Origin of the sequence: Streptomyces sp. NPDC005266, from assembly GCF_040607655.1 — a bacterium.
GTDB lineage: Bacteria > Actinomycetota > Actinomycetes > Streptomycetales > Streptomycetaceae > Streptomyces.
In genome coordinates this window covers 17,245-38,640 of the sequence record NZ_JBEXHC010000032.1, presented here as the reverse complement: position 1 = coordinate 38,640, position 21,396 = coordinate 17,245, and the positions used below count along the sequence as shown (strand labels likewise).

Annotated in this window: 15 protein-coding genes; 5 read left to right on the top strand and 10 right to left on the bottom strand. The window is 72.2% G+C overall.

Annotated features, from left to right (window positions below):
• Positions 1-58: 58 nt before the first annotated feature.
• Positions 59-1,501 (top strand): PLP-dependent aminotransferase family protein, encoded by a 1,443-nt coding sequence (locus ABZU99_RS33605; protein WP_355952595.1) that lies wholly within the window; start codon positions 59-61, stop codon positions 1,499-1,501.
• Here the strand turns inward: ABZU99_RS33605 and ABZU99_RS33600 are convergent.
• Positions 1,384-2,061, bottom strand: coding sequence for an aminodeoxychorismate/anthranilate synthase component II (locus tag ABZU99_RS33600; protein WP_355952597.1), 678 nt, complete (start codon positions 2,059-2,061; stop codon positions 1,384-1,386). The two genes, ABZU99_RS33605 and ABZU99_RS33600, sit on opposite strands and share 118 nt — an antisense overlap.
• Positions 2,058-3,683: an anthranilate synthase component I family protein gene (locus ABZU99_RS33595; RefSeq protein WP_356049922.1), complete on the bottom strand. Its 1,626-nt coding sequence runs from the start codon at positions 3,681-3,683 to the stop codon at positions 2,058-2,060. Before ABZU99_RS33595 ends, ABZU99_RS33600 begins: the two co-directional genes overlap by 4 nt.
• A gap of 435 nt (positions 3,684-4,118) precedes the next feature.
• On the opposite strand from ABZU99_RS33595, the gene ABZU99_RS33590 reads away from it, so the two are divergent.
• The 3 genes from ABZU99_RS33590 to ABZU99_RS33580 all read left to right on the top strand — a co-directional run bounded on the left by ABZU99_RS33590 (position 4,119) and on the right by ABZU99_RS33580 (position 8,564).
• Positions 4,119-5,468, top strand: coding sequence for a class II 3-deoxy-7-phosphoheptulonate synthase (locus ABZU99_RS33590; protein ID WP_355952602.1), 1,350 nt, complete (start codon positions 4,119-4,121; stop codon positions 5,466-5,468).
• Between the two features lie 200 nt (positions 5,469-5,668).
• Entirely contained in the window at positions 5,669-8,110 is a 2,442-nt protein-coding gene (locus ABZU99_RS33585) for an HAD-IC family P-type ATPase (RefSeq protein WP_355952605.1), read from the top strand.
• Positions 8,085-8,564 carry an NUDIX domain-containing protein gene (locus ABZU99_RS33580; RefSeq protein ID WP_356228127.1) on the top strand — a complete coding sequence of 160 codons (480 nt, stop codon included), beginning with the start codon at positions 8,085-8,087 and terminating at the stop codon, positions 8,562-8,564. Before ABZU99_RS33585 ends, ABZU99_RS33580 begins: the two co-directional genes overlap by 26 nt.
• A 139-nt stretch (positions 8,565-8,703) precedes the next feature.
• On the opposite strand, the gene ABZU99_RS33575 is transcribed toward ABZU99_RS33580, so the two are convergent.
• A complete protein-coding gene (locus ABZU99_RS33575) occupies positions 8,704-9,153 on the bottom strand; it encodes a DoxX family protein (protein ID WP_355952611.1) in 450 nt (149 codons plus the stop codon).
• 392 nt (positions 9,154-9,545) lie between these two features.
• On the opposite strand from ABZU99_RS33575, the gene ABZU99_RS33570 reads away from it, so the two are divergent.
• Positions 9,546-10,859, top strand: coding sequence for an MFS transporter (locus ABZU99_RS33570; protein ID WP_356049925.1), 1,314 nt, complete (start codon positions 9,546-9,548; stop codon positions 10,857-10,859).
• 191 nt (positions 10,860-11,050) lie between these two features.
• On the opposite strand, the gene ABZU99_RS33565 is transcribed toward ABZU99_RS33570, so the two are convergent.
• The 7 genes from ABZU99_RS33565 to ABZU99_RS33535 form a co-directional block, all read right to left on the bottom strand.
• Positions 11,051-11,851, bottom strand: a complete 801-nt coding sequence (locus tag ABZU99_RS33565) for an alpha/beta hydrolase (protein WP_356049927.1) — start codon at positions 11,849-11,851, stop codon at positions 11,051-11,053.
• 100 nt (positions 11,852-11,951) lie between these two features.
• Positions 11,952-12,770 (bottom strand): enoyl-CoA-hydratase DpgD, encoded by an 819-nt coding sequence (dpgD, locus tag ABZU99_RS33560; RefSeq protein ID WP_355952618.1) that lies wholly within the window; start codon positions 12,768-12,770, stop codon positions 11,952-11,954.
• Positions 12,767-14,074 carry a (3,5-dihydroxyphenyl)acetyl-CoA 1,2-dioxygenase DpgC gene (gene dpgC / locus ABZU99_RS33555; protein WP_355952621.1) on the bottom strand — a complete coding sequence of 436 codons (1,308 nt, stop codon included), beginning with the start codon at positions 14,072-14,074 and terminating at the stop codon, positions 12,767-12,769. The genes dpgD and dpgC overlap by 4 nt, the downstream gene beginning before the upstream one ends.
• Complete coding sequence (gene dpgB, locus ABZU99_RS33550) at positions 14,071-14,739, bottom strand: enoyl-CoA-hydratase DpgB (protein WP_355952624.1); 669 nt, start codon at positions 14,737-14,739, stop codon at positions 14,071-14,073. Before dpgB ends, dpgC begins: the two co-directional genes overlap by 4 nt.
• 17 nt (positions 14,740-14,756) lie before the next feature.
• Positions 14,757-15,935: a 3,5-dihydroxyphenylacetyl-CoA synthase DpgA gene (dpgA, locus tag ABZU99_RS33545; protein WP_356049930.1), complete on the bottom strand. Its 1,179-nt coding sequence runs from the start codon at positions 15,933-15,935 to the stop codon at positions 14,757-14,759.
• A 124-nt stretch (positions 15,936-16,059) separates the two neighbouring features.
• Positions 16,060-18,342: an aminotransferase class I/II-fold pyridoxal phosphate-dependent enzyme gene (locus ABZU99_RS33540; protein WP_356049932.1), complete on the bottom strand. Its 2,283-nt coding sequence runs from the start codon at positions 18,340-18,342 to the stop codon at positions 16,060-16,062.
• A 147-nt stretch (positions 18,343-18,489) separates the two neighbouring features.
• Positions 18,490-21,384, bottom strand: coding sequence for an AAA family ATPase (locus ABZU99_RS33535; RefSeq protein WP_356049934.1), 2,895 nt, complete (start codon positions 21,382-21,384; stop codon positions 18,490-18,492).
• Positions 21,385-21,396 lie beyond the last annotated feature (12 nt).

The following is a 21,396-nucleotide window of genomic DNA, read 5'->3' as shown; positions in this document are numbered from 1 at the left end:
CATCGGTGCGGTCCAATGACGGAATGCGGAATACGGAACAAGAAAGGGACCGGCTGACATGAGCTGGCAGGCGGCCATCGAAGTCTCCCGGCATTCCGGAGAATCCCTCACCACGCAGATCCAGCGCGTCATCAAGAGGGACATCCGTGAAGGGGTGCTACATCCGGGGACCCGGCTGCCGGCCAGCCGCCGGCTCGCCGATGACCTCGACGTGTCGCGCAGCGTCGTCGTGGAGGCGTACGCGCAGCTGATCGCCGAGGGCTATCTGGAGGCCGTGCAGGGATCCGGCACGCGCGTGGCACGCCATCTGACCACCGCCCACGCGACGGTCGTCCCCACCCTGCTGGACGAGGGCCGGCTTCCGGACGTGCGCTGGGATCTGCGGACCGGCACGGCCAGCACCGCGCACTTCCCGTACCGCGAGTGGCTCGCCTGCTACCAGCGGGTCCTGCAGTCGGCGCGCCGCAGCGACCTGGACTATCCGCCACTGTCCGGGGTGCCGGCCTTGCGCGAGGAGCTGGCCCGCTACCTGGGCCGGGTGCGGGCCGTGCGCACCACGCCGGGGCAGGTGATGGTGGTGTCCGGATTCGCGCACGGGCTGGGTCTGCTGTGCGCCGTGCTGCCCGGGATGGGCATCGACACGGTGGCGATGGAGGAGCCGGGGCTGCTGCGCCAGCGGCAGTTCGTCCGCGAGGCGAGCATGCGCACCTGCACCGTGCCGGTGGACGCGGAGGGCGTGGATGTGCAGGCGCTGGTCCGGACCGGGGCACGCGCGGTGATCGTGACGCCCTTCCACCAGTTCCCGACCGGGGTGACGCTGTCCGCGGAACGGCGGGCGGCGCTGGTGCGCTGGGCCCAGGACGTCGGCGGCTATGTGGTGGAGGACGACTACGACGGCGACTTCTGGTTCGACCGCGCGTCCCGCCCGCCGGCGCTGCAACGCCTCGCCCCCGACCATGTGATCTACGCGGGTACGACGTCCAAGTCGCTGGTGCCGGGGCTGCGGCTGGGCTGGCTGGCGGTCCCCCACGAGCTGCTGGCGCCGTTGGAACGGGTCCGGGCCCGGCGGGATCTGGGCTCCGACAGCCTGACCCAGCTCGCCTTCGCCGAGCTGCTGGCCTCAGGGTCCTTCGACCGCCATATGCGCCGGCTGCGGCTGCGGTACCGGCTGCGGCGGGCGACGCTGGCCGACGCGGTGCGCAGGTTTCTGCCGCAGGCGCACATCGGTGGCTCAGCCGCGGGGCTTCACGCCTATCTGCACCTGCCGCGGCACATCGACGAGTCGGCGCTGGTCGCCTCCGCGCTGGTCAAATCCGTACTGGTGCGGGGCGGCCGCGAGTTCCGCAGCCGCCCCGAGGGGGCCCGCCCCGCGCTGGTGGTGGGCTACACCTCGCTGCCCAACACGGCCCTGGTGGAGGGGTTACGGGAACTGGGCACGGCCGCGACGGACCTGGCCGCGGGGCCATCGCCCACCGGCGCCTCACGGAGCCGGATCGCCTGACCGGCCAGGAAGTTCTCCAGCATGGCGAGGCCGCCGTCGGTGGCGATGGACTCGGGGTGGAACTGCACGCCCTCGATGGGCAGGGTACGGTGCCGCAGCCCCATGACATAGTCGTCGTCCACCGACCGGGCGGTGACCGCCAGGTCCGCCGGGAGCGGTTCGGCCGCCACGATGGAGTGATAGCGCGTCACCACGAGACCCTCCTCGGCGCCCCGGAAGACGCCCAGGCCGTCATGGCGTACGACGCTGGTGCGCCCGTGCATGATGTGGTCCGCGACCCGCACCCGTCCGCCGAAGGCCAGCACGATCGCCTGGTGCCCCAGACACACCCCCAGCAGCGGCGTCCCACGGTCCGCGAAGGCATGGACCAGCTCGACGTGTCCGGAGTCCTCGGGATGTCCGGGCCCGGGGCCGAGGACGACCGCGTCGGGGCCGGAGGCCACCAGCCCGGCCGTGCCGGCGCCGGACCGTACGACCTCGGTGTCGGCGCCCAGCAGCCGCAGATAGCGGTCGATGATGTGGACGAAGCTGTCGAACGCGTCCACCAGCAGCACCTTCACGACAGCTCCTCCCCGGTGAGCGCCCAGTAGGCGGCGCCCATCTTGGCCAGCGTCTCCGCCCACTCCGCTTCGGGCACCGAGTCGGCGACCACACCCGCCGAGCTCTGCGTCGCGTACGTATCCCCTTGGTGCACGATGGTGCGGATGCACAGCGCCAGTTCGCTCCAGCCGCGCACGTCGAGCAGGCCCACCGCGCCCGCATAGGCGCCACGCGGCTCCTCCTCCAGCTCATGGATGATCTCCATGGCGCGCAGCTTGGGCGCGCCGCTCATGGTCCCGGCCGGGAAGGCCGCGCGCGTCGCCGCCCAGACGTCGGCCGCCGGATCGAGCCGACCGGTGACGGTGGAGACCAGGTGGAAGACGTGGCTGAAGGTCTCCACGGACATCAGCCGATCCACCGGCAGCGTGCCCGGCAGGCTGATCCGGCCGATGTCGTTCCGGCACAGGTCGACCAGCATGATGTGCTCGGCCCGCTCCTTGCGGCTGGCCACCATCTCCGCGATCCGGCGCTCGTTCTCGTCCCGGTCGGGCCCCCGGCGGGTGGTGCCGGCGATGGGCCGCATGACGATGCGGTCGCCCTCGATGCGGAAGAACAGCTCCGGGCTGGCCCCGATGAGCGTCCTGCCCGCCCACGGCAGGAGGAACATGTACGGCGACGGATTGCGGCCGCGCAGCCGGCGGTAGACGTCGACGGGCGTCAGCTCCGTCCGCACGTCGATCCGGTGCCCGATCTGGATCTGGTAGATGTCCCCCACCCGGATGTGCTCCAGACAGCGCTTGGCCCAGGCGAGGAACGTGTCCCGGTCCACGCTGTCATGCACGGAGAGCGGTGGCGGAGCGTCGGGGGCGGCGCCCGCGCCCGCGCACAGCGCCGCGCTGCCCGCCAGGGCGGCCAGCGGGGGCACGGGCGAGGTGCCGCCTTCGGGGAAGCCCGGGCCCGCGGCGGTGAGCAGTCGGGGGGCCGACTCGTGGGCCGGGACGTACCAGACGGTGTCGCGGAAGAGGGTGAGGGTGATGTCGGGAGTGGCGGGGTCCGCGGCCCGCGGCGGCAGGTCCTCCATGTGCCAGGCGGCTTCGTAGGCGAAGGTGACGAGGAAGCCGAACGCGTAGGCGGTCTCGGGAAGGTCGGTGTCCAGCGCGAAGAGGTGCCGGGCCCGGCCCAGCAGGTCCCACAGCTGGGCGGAGGTCCGGAACGCCCTGCGTACGGTCACGCCGACGGTGCCGGTGTCGGCGGTGTCCAGGTCGGCGGCGGCGGTGTCCGGGTCGGCGGAGCCCGGCACCATGCCGGCCTGGTCGGCGGCCGCCGTCAGGCCCGCCCGCACCGCCGAAAGGCCCTCGATCTCGACGTGCCCCGCGTACACCCGCAGTTCGGCCAGGCGTCCGCAGCCGACGACGGCGGGCCGGCGGTCCTGTTCCGGTGCGACGGGGCTCTCAGTGAGGAACACCTCCTCGGCCCCCAGCTGCTCGCGCAGGCGCAGACAGAGGTCGAGCGGCGCGTGCGCGGGCAGTTCGGCCGAGGTGACCCGCACGCCGATGGGCTCGGCGGCGGGGGCCGCGCTCTGCGGTTCCGGCTCTTTCCGCGCCTCCGGATGGAGTTCGCTCTGCGCTGTGCTCACGGACATGAGGCCCCTCATCTGAATGCGATCGGCGGGCGGTGCGGGCGGTGCGGCCCGTGCGGCCGGTACGGCCCGTGCGGCCGGTACGGCCCGTGCGGCCCGTGCGGGCCGTGCGGACGGTGCGGGCCGCTGCGGACGGTGCGGGCCGCTGCGGACGGTGCGGGCCGCTGCGGACGGTGCGGTCAGCCAAGCAGCCCGCGCTCCGCGCGAACCAGACCAATTCCCGGGTGCGGCTGCGGTCCACTGCCGGGGTGGCTTGCCCCTGTCGCCGCCCGCTGATTTGAATGGCCGGGACCGATCCCGGCACGAAATATCCGGGCCGCTGCCGGGGAAGCGCGCCACATCACATCGCCATTCCCCCGCCTCTTTTCCTCATTTCATCGTTCCCCGCCCTTCGTTCGGTTCCTCGTTTCCCTCTGTCCGTACAGCTGGAAGGCCCTGATGAATCGCAAAGCGAAGCCGTCCGACACCCCTACATGGCGCGCTCTGCCGGCCGCGCACCAGCCCGACTGGCCCGACCGGGCCGCGCTGCGCGAGGTGACCGACGAGCTCTCGGCCGCGCCGCCCCTGATCTTCCCGGCGGAGTGCGACCGGCTGCGCTCACACCTCGCCGCGGCGGCCCGCGGCGAGGCCTTCGTACTTCAGGGCGGCGACTGCGCGGAGACCTTCGACCGGGTCACCGCCGACGTGGTGCAAGGCAACGTCACCACGCTCCTGCAGATGGCCGTCGTGCTCTCCTACGCGGGGTCGGTCCCGGTGGTCAAGGTGGGACGGATGGCCGGGCAGTTCGCCAAGCCGCGCTCGAGTCCGGTGGAGAGCCGCGACGCGGTGAGCCTGCCGTCGTACTTCGGCGACGCGGTCAACGGGTGTGACTTCACCGCCGAGGCCCGCCGCCCGGACCCGCGCCGGCTGCGCCGCGCGTACGATGCCTCGGCCGCGACGCTCAACCTCATCCGGGCCTTCACCGGAGGCGGCTTCGCCGACCTGCACCGCGTGCACTCCTGGAACCAGGGGTTCCTGACGGAGTCGGCAGCCGCCGGACGCTACCGGCGGCTGGCCGATGAGATCGGCCGTGCGCTGAGCTTCATGCGCGCTTGCGGGGCGGATCCCCGGCGGCTGGGCGCGGCCGAGTTCTTCACCTCGCACGAGGGACTGCTGCTCGACTACGAGGCGGCGCTGACCCACGACGATCCCGCGTCGGGACGCCCGTACGCCACGAGCGGCCATCTGCTGTGGATCGGTGAGCGCACTCGCGATCCCGGTGGCGCGCACGTCGGTTACTTCTCCGGCATCGCCAACCCCGTGGCCGTCAAGCTGGGCCCGGAGGCCACGCCCGACGACGTGCTCGCCTACGCCGACCGGCTCGACCCGCACCGCGAGCCCGGACGGCTCACGTTCGTGGTGCGCATGGGCGCGCGACACATCCGGGAGCGGCTGCCGGCGCTGCTCGAGAAGAGCGTGGCCAACGGTGTCCAGGCCTGCTGGATGACGGATCCGATGCACGGCAATACGTTCACGGCGGACAGCGGCCACAAGACGCGCCGACTGGACGACATCGTCGACGAGGTCAAGGGCTTCTTCGAGGTGCACCGGGCGCTGGGCAGCCACCCCGGGGGCATCCACGCGGAGCTGACCGGCGACGACGTCACCGAGTGCCTGGGAGGCAGTCCGAAGGTCGGGGTGAGCGATCTGCCGAGGCGTTACAACACCGCCTGTGACCCGCGGCTGAGCCGTGCCCAGGCGCTGGACCTGGCGTTCCTCGTCGCGGAAATGCTCCGCGAGGGACGGTAGGGCCGGGTAGCCCCGGCTGATTCCCTCCGATGGGCGCCGTAGCCGTACCCACGTGTCCTCATCGAAAGTCGGGGTGAAGGGCGGCCGTTCGTACCTGGTGGCGCCGTGGGGCCGACTCCTACGGTCGAATCGTGAAGACAACGGGACGGTTCCGTGTTCGGGCGGCGTCGGCGAATCACGATCACGGAGGGCACCGGGAGATGGAGAAGCGGCTGGAAGCGCCCGGCGCGCGGGCCGACCGGGCTTCCGGGCCCGCCGGGTCGGCCGGGCCACCGGCTGGGCTCACCGCGGCCGAGGTCGCGGAGAGGGTCTCGGCCGGTCGCATCAACGACGTACCGGTCCGGTCCAGCCGCAGCATCAGCGAGATCGTCCGGGCCAATCTCTTCACCCGTATCAACGCGATCATCGGCGTGCTCTTCGTCATCATCCTGATCGTCGGACCGGTCCAGGACGCGCTGTTCGGCGGCGTCATCCTCGCCAACACCCTGATCGGCATCATCCAGGAGGTCCGTGCCAAGCGCACTTTGGACCAGCTCGCGATCGTCGGCGAGAGCCGGTCGCGGGTGTGGCGCGACGGCGCTCCCGTCACGCTCGCCGCCTCCGAGATCGTCCTCGACGACACGGTGGAACTGGGGCCGGGCGACAAGGTCGTGGTGGATGGCACGGTCGGCGCGGCCGAGGGCCTGGAGGTCGATGAGTCGCTGCTTACGGGCGAGGCCGATCCGGTCCTCAAGCGGCCCGGCGCCCCGGTCATGTCCGGCAGCTTCGTCGTGGCCGGTTCCGGCACCTTCACCGCCACCCGGGTGGGCCGCGAGGCATACGCTGCCCAGCTGGCCGAGGAGGCGCGCCGCTTCAGCCTCGTCAACTCCGAGCTGCGCAACGGCATCGACCGCATCCTGAAGTTCGTCACGTACGCGATCATCCCCGCGGGCATCGCGCTGATCATCACGCAGCTCGTGGTGAATGACGACGACCTTCCGGAGGCGATCCGGCGCATGGTCGGCGGGCTGGTGCCGATGGTGCCCGAGGGTCTGGTGCTGCTCACCTCGCTGGCGTTCGCGGTGGGAGTGGTCCGGCTGGGCAAACAGAAGTGCCTGGTCCAGGAGTTACCCGCGATCGAGGGGCTGGCACGGGTGGACACCGTGTGCCTGGACAAGACGGGCACGCTCACCGAGGCGTCGATGGACGTGGACGAGGTGCAGCGCCTGGAGCCGGGGGTGCCCGTCGCGGAGGTGCTCGGCGCCCTCGGCGCCGCCGACGACCGCCCCAACGCCAGCATGCAGGCGATCATCGAGGTGCATCCGGCCCCCGAGGGCTGGGAGCGGCGGCGCAGCACACCGTTCTCCTCGGCCCGCCGGTGGAGCGGCGCCACCTTTTTCCAGCCGTCGGGAGAGGAGTCGACCTGGCTGCTCGGGGCGCCCGAGGCGATACTTCCCGCCGGACACACGGTGCTCGTGGCCGCCGACACCTACGGGGCCAGGGGTCTGCGCGTCCTGCTGCTGGCGCGGTCATCCCGGCCGCTCGACGAGCTCCTGGACGATCCATCCGCCGTATCGGCCATGGCCGGGGCGGTGACGCCCTGCGCGCTCGTCGTCATCAAGCAGCGCATCCGGCAGGAGGCCCCCGCCACCCTGCGGTACTTTGCCGACCAGAACGTCTCGGCCAAGGTGATCTCGGGCGACAACGCCGTCTCGGTCGGGGCCGTCGCCACGAGTCTGGGGCTCCCTGGCGCTGAGCAACCGGTCGACGCCCGCTTCCTCCCCCACACGCCCAGCGAACTGGCCGACTCCGTCGAGAAGAACACCATCTTCGGGCGGGTCGGGCCGCAGCAGAAGCGGGACATGGTGGGCGCCCTGCAGTCCCGGGGCCACACGGTGGCGATGACCGGGGACGGAGTCAACGATGTGCTCGCCCTCAAGGACGCCGACATAGGCGTGGCAATGGGCTCGGGCAGCCCCGCCACCCGCGCCGTCGCCCAGATCGTGCTCCTCAACAACAGCTTCGCCACCCTGCCGTCGGTCGTGGCCGAGGGCCGCCGGGTCATCGGCAACATCGAGCGCGTGGCGAATCTGTTCCTCACCAAGACCGTGTACTCGGTGCTGCTGGCCGTCGTCATCGTCCTGGCCCAGGCGCCCTACCCCTTCCTGCCCCGCCACATCACACTCGTTGGGTCCCTCACCATCGGCATCCCCGCCTTCTTCCTGGCCCTCGCGCCCAACTCCGAGCGGGCCAAGCCGAACTTCGTCGGCCGCGTCCTGCGGTTCGCGGTTCCGGCCGGCTCGCTGGCCGCTGCGGCGACCACCGTGGCGTATCTGGTCGCCCGGTCCATCTATGACGACAACCTGGACGCGGAGACCTCCGCGGCGACGCTCGCGCTCTTCCTCACCGCGCTGTGGGCGCTCGCCATCATCGCCCGCCCCTATACCTGGTGGCGGATCCTGCTGGTGCTCACGATGGCCGGGGCGTTCGCCCTCACGCTGAGCGTGCCATATCTGCAGGAGTTCTTTCAGCTCGAGCTGGTCGGCGTCGCGGCGCCGTGGACGGCAGTCGCCTCGGCGGCGGTCGCCGGGCTGGCTCTGGAAATCGTGTGGGCCCGAAGCCGCCGCAAGGCAGCGGATGACGGCCCTCACCCGGGGCGGTGACCCCCGCGCCGCCCGACAAGGGGGCCGCCCGGCACAGTTGCCGGGCGGCCCCTCCCGTGGTGGCGCACTCTGGCAGTGTCACCTGATGCGGATACCCGGACAAGCAGCCGGAGTCGCGGTGCTGGACCCTTCAGGGCCGGTCTTCCTGTTCCGGTATGACAACGAGGAGGTCGGTGTCCACTGGGCGATGCCCGGCGGTGGCCTGGACCCGGACGAAACGCCGCTGCAGGCGGCCGAGCGCGAGGTGCGCGAGGAGACGGGGGTGGACGGACATCGAGCCCGGCGGCACGGTGCTGTGTCTGTGGGAGCACGACTTCACCAGGGCCGGTGTCCCCGTGCGGCAGCACGAGCACATCTTCCTTGCCCGTGGCCCCCGTCGAGACCCGGTCGGCGACCTCGCCGCCGCACATGCCACGGACTCGATTCTCCGTTGGCCATGGTGGTCGCCGGATGACCTGTCCGGTGACAAGGAGCCGTTGTGGCCGCCGCAGCTACCGGAATTCTGGCCGGCGTGCGCAGAGACGGGCCGCCACTGACGCCGATCGAGCTCGGATATGTCGCCAACGGGCCCGTCCGTAGGCGATAGGTCGCCCTCACCCCCGAGCGCGTCGCCGCACCAGGCGCAGCAGCTCGGCGTTGTGGTGCCGACGGCCCCAGGCGATGAGGGCGAGCGGTACGATCAGGATGAGCGGTGTGGCCGCGTACTGTCCGTCGAAGACGGCCAACTGCGTGATGAAGGCGCCGATCATCAGCCCGATCAGGGAGATGGCCGCCACCGACGACAGCACCGGGACAAGCAGGGCCACGGCCCCCGCCAGCTCCAGCGCTCCGACGGTGTACATTCCCCCGGCGCCCCACCCCATCCGGTCGAACGACTCGACCGCCGAAGAATGGGCGATCAGCTTGGGCAGCGCGCTCGCGACCCCGAAGAACAGGGCCAGCAGCACCTGCAGGCCGCGCAGCGCCAGATGGGCGCGCCGGCCCCGGCCCCTGGCCGGGGTGGTTGCGGTGGCTCGCTCGGCGGGGACGGTGCTCTCGGACATGGTGGTCTCCTCGGTGCACAGGTGGTGGTGCGCTGTCACAGAGTCAGACCGGTCCGGGCCCCGGAACTCATCGCATCCGTCGTCCGCAATGCTTATCCGCCCTCCGCTGAGCGGCGGAGGGCGGTGCGCGGCCGCCGTCGACGTCTGCTTGGCACACTTTTTTTGCCGGCAAGGGGGCGTCCGGCTGCTCGATTACCTGTACTATGACGCGGCAAGCAACGAACAACTCTGCCTGACGCAGAGCTGGCGCGACCGCTCGGCGGCCGCGGTCCTCCTGCCTCCTGGATCGGCGCGGACCCGGTATCTACCCCGGTCCTGCGCGAGAGGACAGCTCTCGGCGCACTCCGTGGCGTTCACCCGGGTGCGCTACCAGGCGGCAGAAAGGCACGGCCGTGGCATCCGCGGTCACCACGACCACCCCTCCCGTCGAGCGTGCCGGCTACGGGCGGCTGCTGCGTACACCTGGCGCATGGACGTTCCTGCTGCCCGGCTTCGCCGCCCGGCTGCCATTCGCGATGCTGACGATCAGCATCGTGCTCCTGCTCCGCCCCACCACCGGCTCGTACGGCGTCGCCGGTGCGGTCGCGGCCGTCACCGGCGTCTCCATGGCGCTGTTCGCGCCCCGGAGCGGCAAGCTCGCCGACCGCTACGGGCAGAGCGCGGTGCTGGTGCCGGGCGTCCTGATCCACACGGCGTCCGTGACGCTGCTGACAGCGCTCGCGCTGGGGCACGCGCCCCTGTGGTCGCTGTTCGCCGCCGCGGTACCGACGGGCGCCTCCGTCCCGCAGATCGGACCCATGGCGCGGGCACGCTGGGCCGCGACGCTCGGGCACGGCACCTCGGGCGGGTCCGGGACGGTCGGGGGACACAACCCACTGATGGCAACCGCGGCCGCGTTCGAGTCGGTGACGGACGAGCTGACCTTCGTCATCGGCCCTGTGCTCGCCACCGCCCTGAGCACCGGCCTGCACCCGGCGTGCGGCCTGCTCGCGGAGGCCGCCCTGACACTGGCGGGCGGTCTGCTGTTCGCGTCCCGGCGCCGTACCGCACCGCCCACCGATCCGGCGCCGTCGGACACACGCGGTCAGCGCGCCTCGGCCCTCTCCATACCGGGCGTGCGTGTCCTGGCCGTGGCCTTCCTGGGCATCGGCTCGGTCTTCGGCGGCATGCAGGTCGCCCTGACCGCCTTCACCCAGGAGCACGGTCAACCGGGCCTGAACGGTTTGCTCTACGGGGTCTTCGCCGCGGGGAACATGCTCGCGGGCGTGGCCTGCGGAGCCATCGCCTGGCGCACCTCGCCGCAGCGGCGGCTGCTGGTCTCCTACACCGCGCTGGCGCTGACCTGCTCGGCCCTGTGGACGGTGCACGCCCCGCTGCCGCTGGGCGGGCTCGGGCTGCTGGTCGGCCTGTGCATCGCACCGACACTGATCACCGGATACACCCTGGTGGAGGCCCTGGTCCCGGCCACGTCCCGCACGGAGGCGTTCACCTGGCTGACCGGCTCGGTCGCGCTGGGACAGGCCGCGGCGGTCACGGCGGCCGGACAGCTGGCGGACGGCTTCGGTGCGAGCGCCGCCTTCACTGTGCCGCTGGCCGGCACGGCGCTGGCGCTGGTGACGGTGGTGGCCCTGCGCGGACGGATCGCACCGCGCGCCCAGACCACTCGGGTGTTCCAGCGGCGCCCTCGTGTCGACGTGACCACCTGACCAACGCCGCCGCGCCACCTGTCCTTCCTGCCGCCCGGCGAGCTCTGGGCCGCCCCCGTCGGCCGGGTGCCCGCCTATGCTGCCGTACCGATGTACACGAAACGGCAGTACCGGGACTTCGCCACGAGAGAAGCCTCAGGGCACTCGGCGACCTACGCGGAACCGGCGGAAGGGATCGCGGCCGACCCCAGCTACACCGCGAAGAAGTCGGTCAGCGCCACGTTCACGGCCTCCGGACGCTCCAGGTAACCGTAGTGGCCGCAGCCGGGGATCTCGGTGTAGCGGGCCGACGGGATGGCCTCGGCCAGTTCACGGGACAGGTGCGGGCGAACGATCAGGTCGTCCTGGAAGCCGATGACGAGGCAGCGGCGGGCGATCTTCCGGTAGTGGGCGAGGCGATTGGGAATGACCTCGATGCCCAGTTGCGCGCGGACCGCCGAGGGGTCGGGCGGGGACATCTCCAGGACACCGAGCCAGTCCCGGAGTTTATCCTCGTCGTTGAGCGTGCGCGGGGAGAGGTTCTGGATCGCGAGCTGGTACGCCGACACGGCGGGCGGGAGTTTGACGCCGCTGTCGGCCTGCTCGAGGTCGGCCGCCGCCATGGCCCTCAGCAGCGCGTCCGCGCGCCCGCTGCTCGACATCAGGACGGCCTGGGTGACGAGTTCGGGCCGGGCCAGGACGAGTTCCTGCGCGATGATCCCGCCCAGTGAGTGGCCCACGACCCGGCAGGGGCCCTGCCCGAGGTGTTCGATGAGACCGGCCACGTCCGCGACCATGTCGGCGAGGGTGAAGTCCCCGGGCTCCCCAGGATGGGCTCCGCTCCCCCGGTTGTCGAGGGCGACCACCCGGTAGCCGGCCCTGCGCAGCGCGGGCACCTGATGGGCGCGCCAGACGCGGCCCGGCGCGCCGGTTCCGGCCACCATCACCACCGGCTCTCCGCGGCCGTGCTCCTCGAAGCTGACATCGACTCCGTTGACGTGCGCCACCGGCATCGGTGGTCTCCTTCCCCCGTATTGGTATGCCTGCGGGCCCGTCGGCGGGTCGCCCCGCCGACGGGCCCGGTGTGATGACCGGCCTCGGCTCGGCTGCCGGTCAGCTGCCGGTCCAGACCGGGTCGCGCCCCTCCGCGAAGGCCCGGGGGCCCTCCGCGGCGTCCCGGCTGTGCATACGGCGTTCCTCCCACACGTAGCGGGTGGAGAACGCCTCCTCCAGCGGCCGGTCCAGCGACCGCATGACCGACTCCTTGATGGCCCGCACCGACAGGGGCGCGCTGCGGACCAGGGCGTCCGTCCAGGCGGCGACCCGGTCGTCCAGCTCCTCGCGGTCGGCGACCTCGTTGACCAGCCCGAAGCCCAGGGCGGTCGCCGCGTCCATCCGGTCTCCGGTGAGCAGGTACCCCATGGCCGTCTTCAGGGGCAGCTGCCGGGCGAGCCGGAAGGCCCCGCCCGCGCCGGGGACCAGTCCGAGCCGCGCCTCCGGGAGGGCGAACACCGCGTCGTGCGAGGCGATGACGAGATCGCAGGCGAGCACCAGCTCGAAGCCGCCGCCGAGCGCATAGCCGTTCACCCGCGCCAGCACAGGTTTGGACAGGGTGAACCGTTCGGTGAGCCGGGGCCAGCCGGGCAGGCCGCGGCTGCCGAACGTCGTCGCCGCGGTCCCTTCGGCGGTGAGGCGGGCCCGCTCCTTGAGGTCCTGCCCGACGGAGAAGGCCCGCTCGCCCGCGCCGGTCAGGACCGCGACCCGCACCTCGTCATCCGCCTCCACATCGTCCCAGACGGCCGCGAGTTCCTCGTGCATGCGCTGGTCCATCGCGTTCAGCACCTCGGGGCGGTCGAGGGTGACGTGAGCGACGCCGTCCTTCTTCTCGTAGCGCACCCGGGGCCGGTCGGCGCCCCCGCGTCCGGCCGTCACGGCTCGCCCGCCGCGAACTTGCCCACCTTGTGGATCACGTCGGCGCCGTACAGCCGCAGCGCCTGCTGGAGGGCGAACTCCGCCATGTACGCGCGGAACGCGTCCACCGGCTCCTCCGCGAGGTTGAGCATGCGCCGGTTGACGAGCACCGCCTCGCCGTCGAGCCGCTCCAGGCTCCGTTCGATGGCGGCGTCCATCTCCCGTGGCTCCACGACCTCGTCCACCAGCAGCCGGGCCTGGGGTTCCGACGCCCAGATCCGACGGCCCTCCAGGATCACCTGGCGGGACAGCCTCGGCCCGGCGTACCGGCTGAACCGGAAGTTGGCCACGCCGGGGATGATCCCCTCCTTGGCGGCCGGAAGGCTGAGGTAGGCGTCGGACGCGGCGATGACGTGGTCGAAGACCAGCAGCAACTGAGTGCCGCCGCCGATCGCGAAACCGTCGACGGCGGCGAGCCAGGGTTTCTCGATGTGCCGGGTGTGCCACAGGCCGGTGTCCTCGGCGCGCACCCCCCGGACCAGCTTGTGGAGATAGCCCAGTTCACGGCGGAGCAGGAAGTCGACCAGGGGGATGTCGCCCGAGCTGAGGTACTTGAGATTGATCCCGGCGCTGAACACCCGCTTTCCACGGTAGCGGGGGTGGTTCATCTCGCCGCCGCGCACCAGGCCCACCCGCACGCCCGGGTCGAGCAGGGCCAGGTCGACGGCGGTCTCCATGTCATCGACCTGCTGATCGTCTTCGGCGTTGAGGCGGTCGTCACGGCACATCGTCAGCCGGGCCACCCCCTCGCGGCGCTCCAGCCGTACGGCCTCCATCTCCACCACGCCGGTCCGCAGGAACTCCGGCAGCAGCCGCCGCGCGCGGGCCGTGGGCCGGAGCATGGCGTCGAGCAGGTGCGGGCCGGCGGAGGGCGAGCGGAGGACGGCCCGCAGGAAGATGCCCTGGTCGATCTCGTGGCCTTCCTTGTCCGCCTGCGGGCGGCTCCGCTCCCGGGCGAGCCGCTCCTCGGTCGGCACCAGGCCGGGGAACGCGCTCGCCGCGGCGGCGACCAGTTCGTCGATCCGCAGATGGCGGGTGCGCCCCTCGGTGAGCCGGTCGTAGACGGTGTCGGCATGCTCGTCCAGGAAGCGGGCCCGATGGGCGCGGGCCGCGTTCTTCGCCGCCTCGGCCTCGGCCCGCTGCTCGGCGGTGCGCCGCACCGGGCCGGGCAGTGCGGCCAGGACCTTCTCGGCCTGCTCGGCGGCCTCGGTCAGGGCCTGCCATCCGTCGGGGGCAGGCTCCTGACGGGGTGGCACGGCCGTCATGCGGCCTCCTCGGCGCCACGCCGCAGGGCGCGGTCACAGGCCGCCAGGTGGGAGCCGAGGGCGTCCTCGAAGGTGGTGGTCTCCGCGTCGAAGAGCAGCTGGCGCCGGATGGCGAGCTCCTTGCCGGACACCTCCTCGATCAACTGCGCGGTGGTGGCCGCCGCGGCTTCGGGGCTGTCGGTCAGTTCATCGGCGATGCCGAACGCCAGTGCCTCGGGCCCGGAGATGGGGTGCCCGAAAAGCACACTGCGCCGGACGCGGGCCGCGCCGGCCAGCCGGACGAGCCGGAAGGCGGACATGCCGGGCCAGGTGGCCTCTCCGTCGAAGGGCATGAGCAGCCGGGTGCCCGGGGTCGCGATGCGAATGTCGGCGACGAGGAAGGCGTCGAGGCCCACGCCCCCGCAGTCGCCGGTGGCGAGTGCGATGGTCGCCGCGGGCAGCCGCTCGAGCCGCCGCAGGGCCCGCTCCCACTTGGTGACCAGGGCGGTGTTGAGTCCGTCGGCCCACCCCGGTCCGGGCGCGCCGGTGACGCACAGGGTGACAACTCCGCCCGTGCTCCGGCCCTCGGCCCGGTCGCACAGCACGGTCAGTTCGCTTACGGCACCGATCGACAGCGGCCGGGTGCCGTCGATGCTCATCATCAGCACATCACTCACATCTCGCACGGTGTTCTCCCCCGTCGTCACCACTGGACCAGGGCCGTCTCGAGCGTGGACCCCGGACCCATCGTCATGAGCACCCCGTAGTCACCGGGCCGGGTCACCCGCTCGTCGAGAAGTCGTTCGTACGAGAAGAGGAACGACCCGCTCGACACATTGCCGTGGTCCCGCAGGACGCCGACGGTGTGCCGCAGGTCGTACCGGGTCAGCCCCAGGTTGACGGTGACCGCGTCGATGACCTTCTTGCCGCCGGAGTGCACCAGCCAGTGGCGGATGTCGCTGCGGCGCAGCCCGGTGTCCGTCAGCAGCCGGTCGACCACGATCTCGGCGTGGGCGCCGACGACGTACGGGATCTGCGGGTCGAGGTAGAAGCTGAACCGGTCCAGGTCACGGTCCCAGTCGTAGCGCATCGCGTCGATCGCGTCGGGGATGATGCAACTGGCGAACTTCAGCACGGTCGGGCCCTCGCAGGGAGCCGACGCCTCGTCGCCGGGCCCGGACATCAGGGCGATGGCCCCGGCACCGTCGCCGAAGAGGCTGTTGACGACTGCGGTGCGCATCGAGGAGTCCATCGCGTACGCGGCGGAGCAGGCCTCGGTGCACAGGACGACGGCGAGTTCGCCGGGGTGGGCGGCGGACCAGCCGGCCACCACATTCAGGGCGTTGAGCCCCGCGTTGCAGCCCATGCCGACGATGTCGCTGCGGCTGCAGTGCCGGTCGATGCCCAGCTCGCGGATCATCAGGGCGCTCAGGCCGGGGGTGAGGAAGCCGGTGGAGGACACACAGCACAGGTGGCGCAGGTCGGAGAGTTCGGCACCGGCCCGCTTCAGGCAGGCGCGCAACGCCTCGGCGCCCATCTCGACCGCCATGGCCTTGTGCTTGTCCAGCAGGTCGCCCTGCGGCTCCGGGTGACGGACGCCGTCCGCGTCCGGCTCGGGCAGGGTCAGGTGGCGTCGTTCGATGGCGCTGTTGCGGAAGACGGAGCTGATCCTGGGATCGGTGATGGCGAACGCGTCGAGCACTTCCTGCTGGGAGTAGACGGTGGACGACGCGGCGGTGCCCACCCCCAGGATCCGCGGCCGGTACGGCGTCTTCAGGACGCCGTCTCCGGTCAGGACGGCGGTCTCGAAGGCGTCGGCCTCCAAGTCGGCTGGCAGGGCCGTCGTCCGAAGGCCCTCCGGAGGGTCGAGATTGATGGTCATCGGAACGTCCACCCCCACATGCGCGGTTTGCTGCGCGGCTTTTGAGTATTGCTGCCGGTCACGTGCTTCGCCTTCCCGGGATAGGTGCCGGGGCGCCGGACAATCCGGCGCCGCGCTCCGTGTTTTACGACGTTTTCCGCGCCGCGCTCTGCGCCTCGATGAAGCGCGCGAGTCGCGCGGTGCCCTTTTCGATGTCCGCGGTCGTCAGATAACTCGTGGACAGACGCAGGGCCTGGTGGCCGCCGCCCTGCGGATAGAAGTAGTTCATCGGCGTCCAGATGACGTCGAATTCCTGTGCGGACCGGGTCAGGGCCGCGTTGTCCGCCTGGAAGGGGACGTGCACCGTGAGGAAGAAACCTCCGGTGGGCTCGTTCCACCGCACGCCGAGGGCTGCCCGCCGAGCGGCCGGAAGGCGTGCGTCCAGATTGCGGAGGGTGGTCTGCATGGCGTTGCCGTAGTACGTCGCCGCGTCGGCGTTCAGGACGGAGATCCGGCCCTCGGCGGCCAACAGGGTGCCGGCCACGGCGGCCTGGCTGAGCGACGAGGTGTTCACCGTCACCATGCTCTTGATCCTGGCGAGTTCGTCGGCGAGCAGTCCCGTCCGGCCGGTGTCGTCGACGACCCTCTGGTCGGCGACGGCGAACCCGACCCGGGCGCCGGGGAACACCGTCTTGGCGAAGGAGCCCAGGTGGATGACCGTGCGCGAGCGGTCCAGGGACTTCAGGGCCGGCAGCGGCACGCCCGGGCTCACCCTGCGGTAGGGGCTGTCCTCGATGAGGAGGATGCCGTGCCGCTCCGCCAGCTCCAGCAGCGCGTCCCGGGTCGGTGCGTCCATCGTGGTGCCGGACGGGTTGGAGTGGTCGGGGATCACATACAGGGCGCGCGGCCGCCGGCCGCGGGCCCGCTCCCGCAGGATCGCTGCCTCCAACTCGGCGCAGGAGAACCCGTCCTCGCCCTCCTGAACGGGGGTCACCGCCACATCGAGCAGCCGTGCCGCGCCCGTGATGCCGACGTAGCAGGGGCTCGCCACCAGAAGGACATCGTCGGGGCCGCTGATGAGGGCGCGCAGCACCAGCAGCATGGCCTCCTGCGCACCGACCGTGACGACGATGGACTCGGCCGGGACGTCGATGTCCTCGTCCGCACGCAACGAGTCGGCGACGATCTCACGGATCTGGCCGGCGGTGGGCCCGTACTGGTACATGGCCGTGCGGATTTCCTGCGGGGTACGGCCCTGTGCGGCGAGGTGGTCGAGGTAGCGGCGCAGGTGGGTGAAGATCTGCTCGGTGTCGAAGAACCCGTCGTAGGGCCGTCCCGGGGCGAAGGAGATGGCGTCCGGGTAGCGATGGGTGACCTCGTTCAGGAAGTTCATCGTGTCCAGGACGGGGTCGGAGAGGCTGGGGTGGAGGTCCGTCTTGCGCAGGTCGGCCGAGCGCGCGCCGCCCGTACCCGAGTCCTGCGGCTCCGGCGCGCCGCGGTGCGCCTGCCGCGCGGCGGGGGCCGGGCCGGGGCCGGCCGCGATCGCGGCGCGGTGCGCCTCGGCCACGGACGGGGTCGCGGTGAACCTCATCGCGTCCGCCAGCTCCCGGACGAGGCCGTCCAGCACCTCGGTGACGCCGGCCTCACCGCCGGCGAGAAGTCCGTCCAGCACGGGCCGCCCGACGAGGACGGCGTCGGCGCCCGAGGCGAGCGCGACGAGCACGTCGGCGCCGCCGCGCACGCCGCCGTCGAGCAGCACGGAACAGCGCCCGGCCACGGCGTCGGCGAGGGCGGGCAGCCCCCGCAGGGACCCGGTGACCAGGCCGTCGGCTCCCGCGTCCACGGCACGCCGGGCATCGGCCGCCGTGTCGGCACCGGCGACGATCAGCGGCAGCGGGGAGCTCGCGCGCAGCCGCTCCAGGTCGGTCCAGCCGACGTCCGCGGCCCGCGGCGGCCGGACGCCGTCTTGGGGCCGCAGGGTCAGGACGAGGGCGGCGAATCCGGCCTCCTCCGCCTCGGCCACCGGGCGCGGGGTGGCGCCGGGGTCTCCGGCGGCGTACGTCCGCAGCCACAGCGGGCCGCCCCCGGCCGCGGCCAGATCGGCCAGTGGGTGGGGGGTGGACGCGTCCACGACGGCGGGGAGTACGGCCGCCCCGGCCGCCCGGACCACGGCCGGCGTGCCCTCGGGATGGGCGAGTCCGGCGAGCGGGCCGACGACGAGCGGCGCGCTCCAGCCGCGGTCGAGGATCTTGACGGCGGTGTCGGGCGGGCGGGGGCGCGCGGACCGCCCCTGTTTCAGCCCTGCCCGCTCGAAGGCGGCCCGGTTCTCGGCCGCGGCCTCCTCCTCCGCTGCCAGGAATTCCGCAAGAGAGGGTTCCATGCCTTCTCGTGCCTGTCGGCCATAGTCGTCCAGGATCCGTCCGGCCATGGATATCCCCCCGGCGGAATCGAATGCGGCATGCTGATTTCGGCGGCCAGGATCACACGAATCCGATGGGCCTCACAACGCTGTCCAACACGCCAGAATGCGCACTTGGACGGGGAGTTGACGGGCGGAACCGGGTTGCCTTCCCTTTTACCGCCCATTCGGCGAGCATGGGACGTCGGCGAAGCGTATGAGTGACTCCGGCAGGTCCGCCCGGCTGCGCACTTTCAACTTCTTATAGATTTTGGTCAGGTGCTGTTCCACGGTGCTCACCGTGATGAAGAGCCGGCCGGCGATCTCCCGGTTGGTGCAGCCGTAGGCGGCGAGCGCGCCGACCCGGCGTTCCGCTTCGGTGAGTGCGGTCAGCGATTCGGGAACCTCCGGCGATCCGGAGGCCGGGCCCGCGGGCAGCTTGCCGCGCGGCTCGGGCTCCTCGTGCCACGGCAGCCTGGAGTGGTCCCGGGCATCCTCCACATACGTCCACGGCGCGGCCTGCGGACGCGGCGGCTCGGCCGGGGCGGTCCTGCGCTCCGCCGCCGAGCGCGCGGCCTCGGCGTCGGCCAGCGCATGGCCCAGTTCCAGCCGGTCGCCGCAGGCGCGGAGGATCCGTATCGCCTCCTGGAGCCGCGGCAGCCGGCCCTGGGGCGGGCCGGCCGCCGCGAGCAGGCGCAGCGCGACGCCGCGGGCGCGGGTGGGTGCCTCACCGAGCAGGGACGGGTGCTCCTCGAGCAGGGCCCGTGCCCGCCGGTTCTCGCCCATGGCGAGGAGGGCGGCAGCCGCGTCGTTGCGCCAGTCCACGAGTTCCGGGACGTCCAGCCGCCACTCCACCATCAGCTCCCCGCACGACTCGAAGTTCCGCAGCGCGGTGCGCGGCCGGCCGATGGCGAGGTGGTAGCGGCCGACTGCGTGGAGATAGGGCAGCGCGAACGGCGTGTCGAACATGACCATGGGTACCGGCAGATTGAGGTACGACATGGCCGTGTCGAAATCGCCCAGTTCGGTGCCCGCCCGCGCGGCGAGGGACAGCGGCAGACCGAGCGCGATGCCCCAGGCCTCGGGCGCGGCGAGGCCGAGCGCGGTCTGAGCGGCCTCGCCCGCCACCTTCAGGTCCCCGCTGCGCAGGGCCGCAGCCGCCCGGATCGTCTCCAGCAGCGCTCGCCGCATGGGGACGTGCCGGTTCCACGGCTCCTCCAGAAGCCGCTCCGACCAGGCCACCGCCTCGTCCAGCCGGTAGCACTCGATCAGGAGAACCAGCGCGCACAGTGTGGCCTCGAAGGTGCTGCCCGTACGGGCGCCGCGCAGCACCCGGTGGGCCATCCGGTCGCACTCGTCGTCGCCGGTGAGGCCAGTGGCGAGGGTGAGGAAGGTGCGCGGCGACATGGACCCCGGCGCCTTGAGGCCGGGGGCGTCGGCCCGGACTCCGGGGGCGGCCTCACCGGTGTCGCGTCCCGGCCCGGGGCGGCAGAAGGACAGCCAGAGCCGTGCCAGGACGAGGTCGGAGTGTACGGCGGCCGGTGGCGTCCCCGCGCCGTCCCAGGCGTCCGCCCCCTCCGTGGCCGCACGGGCCTCGATGGTCCGCAGCAGGGCGTCGGCCTGCGCCAACTCGCCCAGCCAGGTGTGCTGCCCGACCACGACCAGGGCGTCGGGCCCGGTGAGCAGTCCGGCGCGGACCATACGGCTGAGCTGGGCCAGGTGCCGAGCCGCCTTCACCGGGTCGACGAGCCACTGGGCCTGGGCGAGGGCGGCCGTCGCCTCGGCCTGCTGGGTGGCGTCGGTGGCGACCGCGGCGGCGTGGCGCAGATAGGTGATCCCGGCGTCGATGTCTCCGGCGTCGATGGCCTCCCGTGCGGCCTCGCGGAGGATATGAGGATGCCACGGGGCCCTGACCGACTCATGGGTGGCCATGAGCTGGTCGGCCACCGCGGCGGCCGGGGCGCCGCTCTCGTGCAGGAGTTCGGCGGCCCGGGCGCGCATCGCGAAGAGGTCCCTGACGGGGATGTCCGCCAGGACCGCCAGCCGGGCCCGTTCGTGGCGGAACCGGACGCCGGACAGCAGGCCGGCCGTGTTCAGTTCGGCGATGCTGCGCCGGACCGAGGTGAGGTCGTCGCCGAGGAAGTCACCGATCAGGTCGGGTGCGACCGGTTCGCCGAGCACCGCGATGGCGCGCGCGGTCGCGAGCATGGCCGGCTCGCAGCGGTGCAGGCAGCGCAGATAGGCGTGCCGGAAGGACTCGCCGGGCAGCGGAGCGCGCGGAGCGGCCGATTCCGGCCCGGCCGGCAGCGTGTCCTGTGCGTCCGCCTCGGCTCGCTCACTCGGCTCCCCGGCGTACGGGGCGTCTTCGGCGTCCTCGATGAGGGCGTGCAGCAGCAGCGGGTTGCCGCCGCTCGTCTCGGCCCACACCTCGGCGGTTTCCCGGGCCGCTGAACCGGTGGCCGGGTGAGCGGCCAGTTGCCCGGCCACGCCGTCGGCGCCGAGCGTGCCCAGGCGGATCCGATGGCAGTAGGGAAGGTGCAGCGTCTCGGCGTGCAGCGTCCTCAGCTCCCGCTCATGGCAGGAACTCTCGGCCAGCAGCACCAGGATGGCCGAGGAATCGATGCGCCGTATGAGGTAGCGGAGGCAGTCGAGCGAGGCCTCGTCGGCGAAGTGCACATCGTCGACGCCGAGGACGAGGGTCCGTTCACGGGCGAACTCGGTGACGGCCCGGCAGATACGCTGCAGCACGGCGAGCGGTACCCGTCCGGACCCAGGTAACCCGTCGTCCGCGCCGGCGAGCGGGGCGGCGGCCGCCCCCGCGGCGCGCATCGCGCTCATCAGCTGGTCGACGAGGCCCAGCCGGTCCAACCGCTCGCTGGCGGAGGCCGTCATGGACAGGAAACGGCCGCCCCGCTCGGTGGCCCAGTCGGCGAAGCTCCGGATCAGCGCGGTCTTTCCGCAGGCCACCGGCCCGTTCACGAGGACGACGGCGCCCTTCCCCCGCCCGCACCCGGTGTACAGCTTCTCCAGCAGCCGGAGTTCTTCGTCTCTTTCACTGAGATTCACAGGCACCCCCCGTACCCT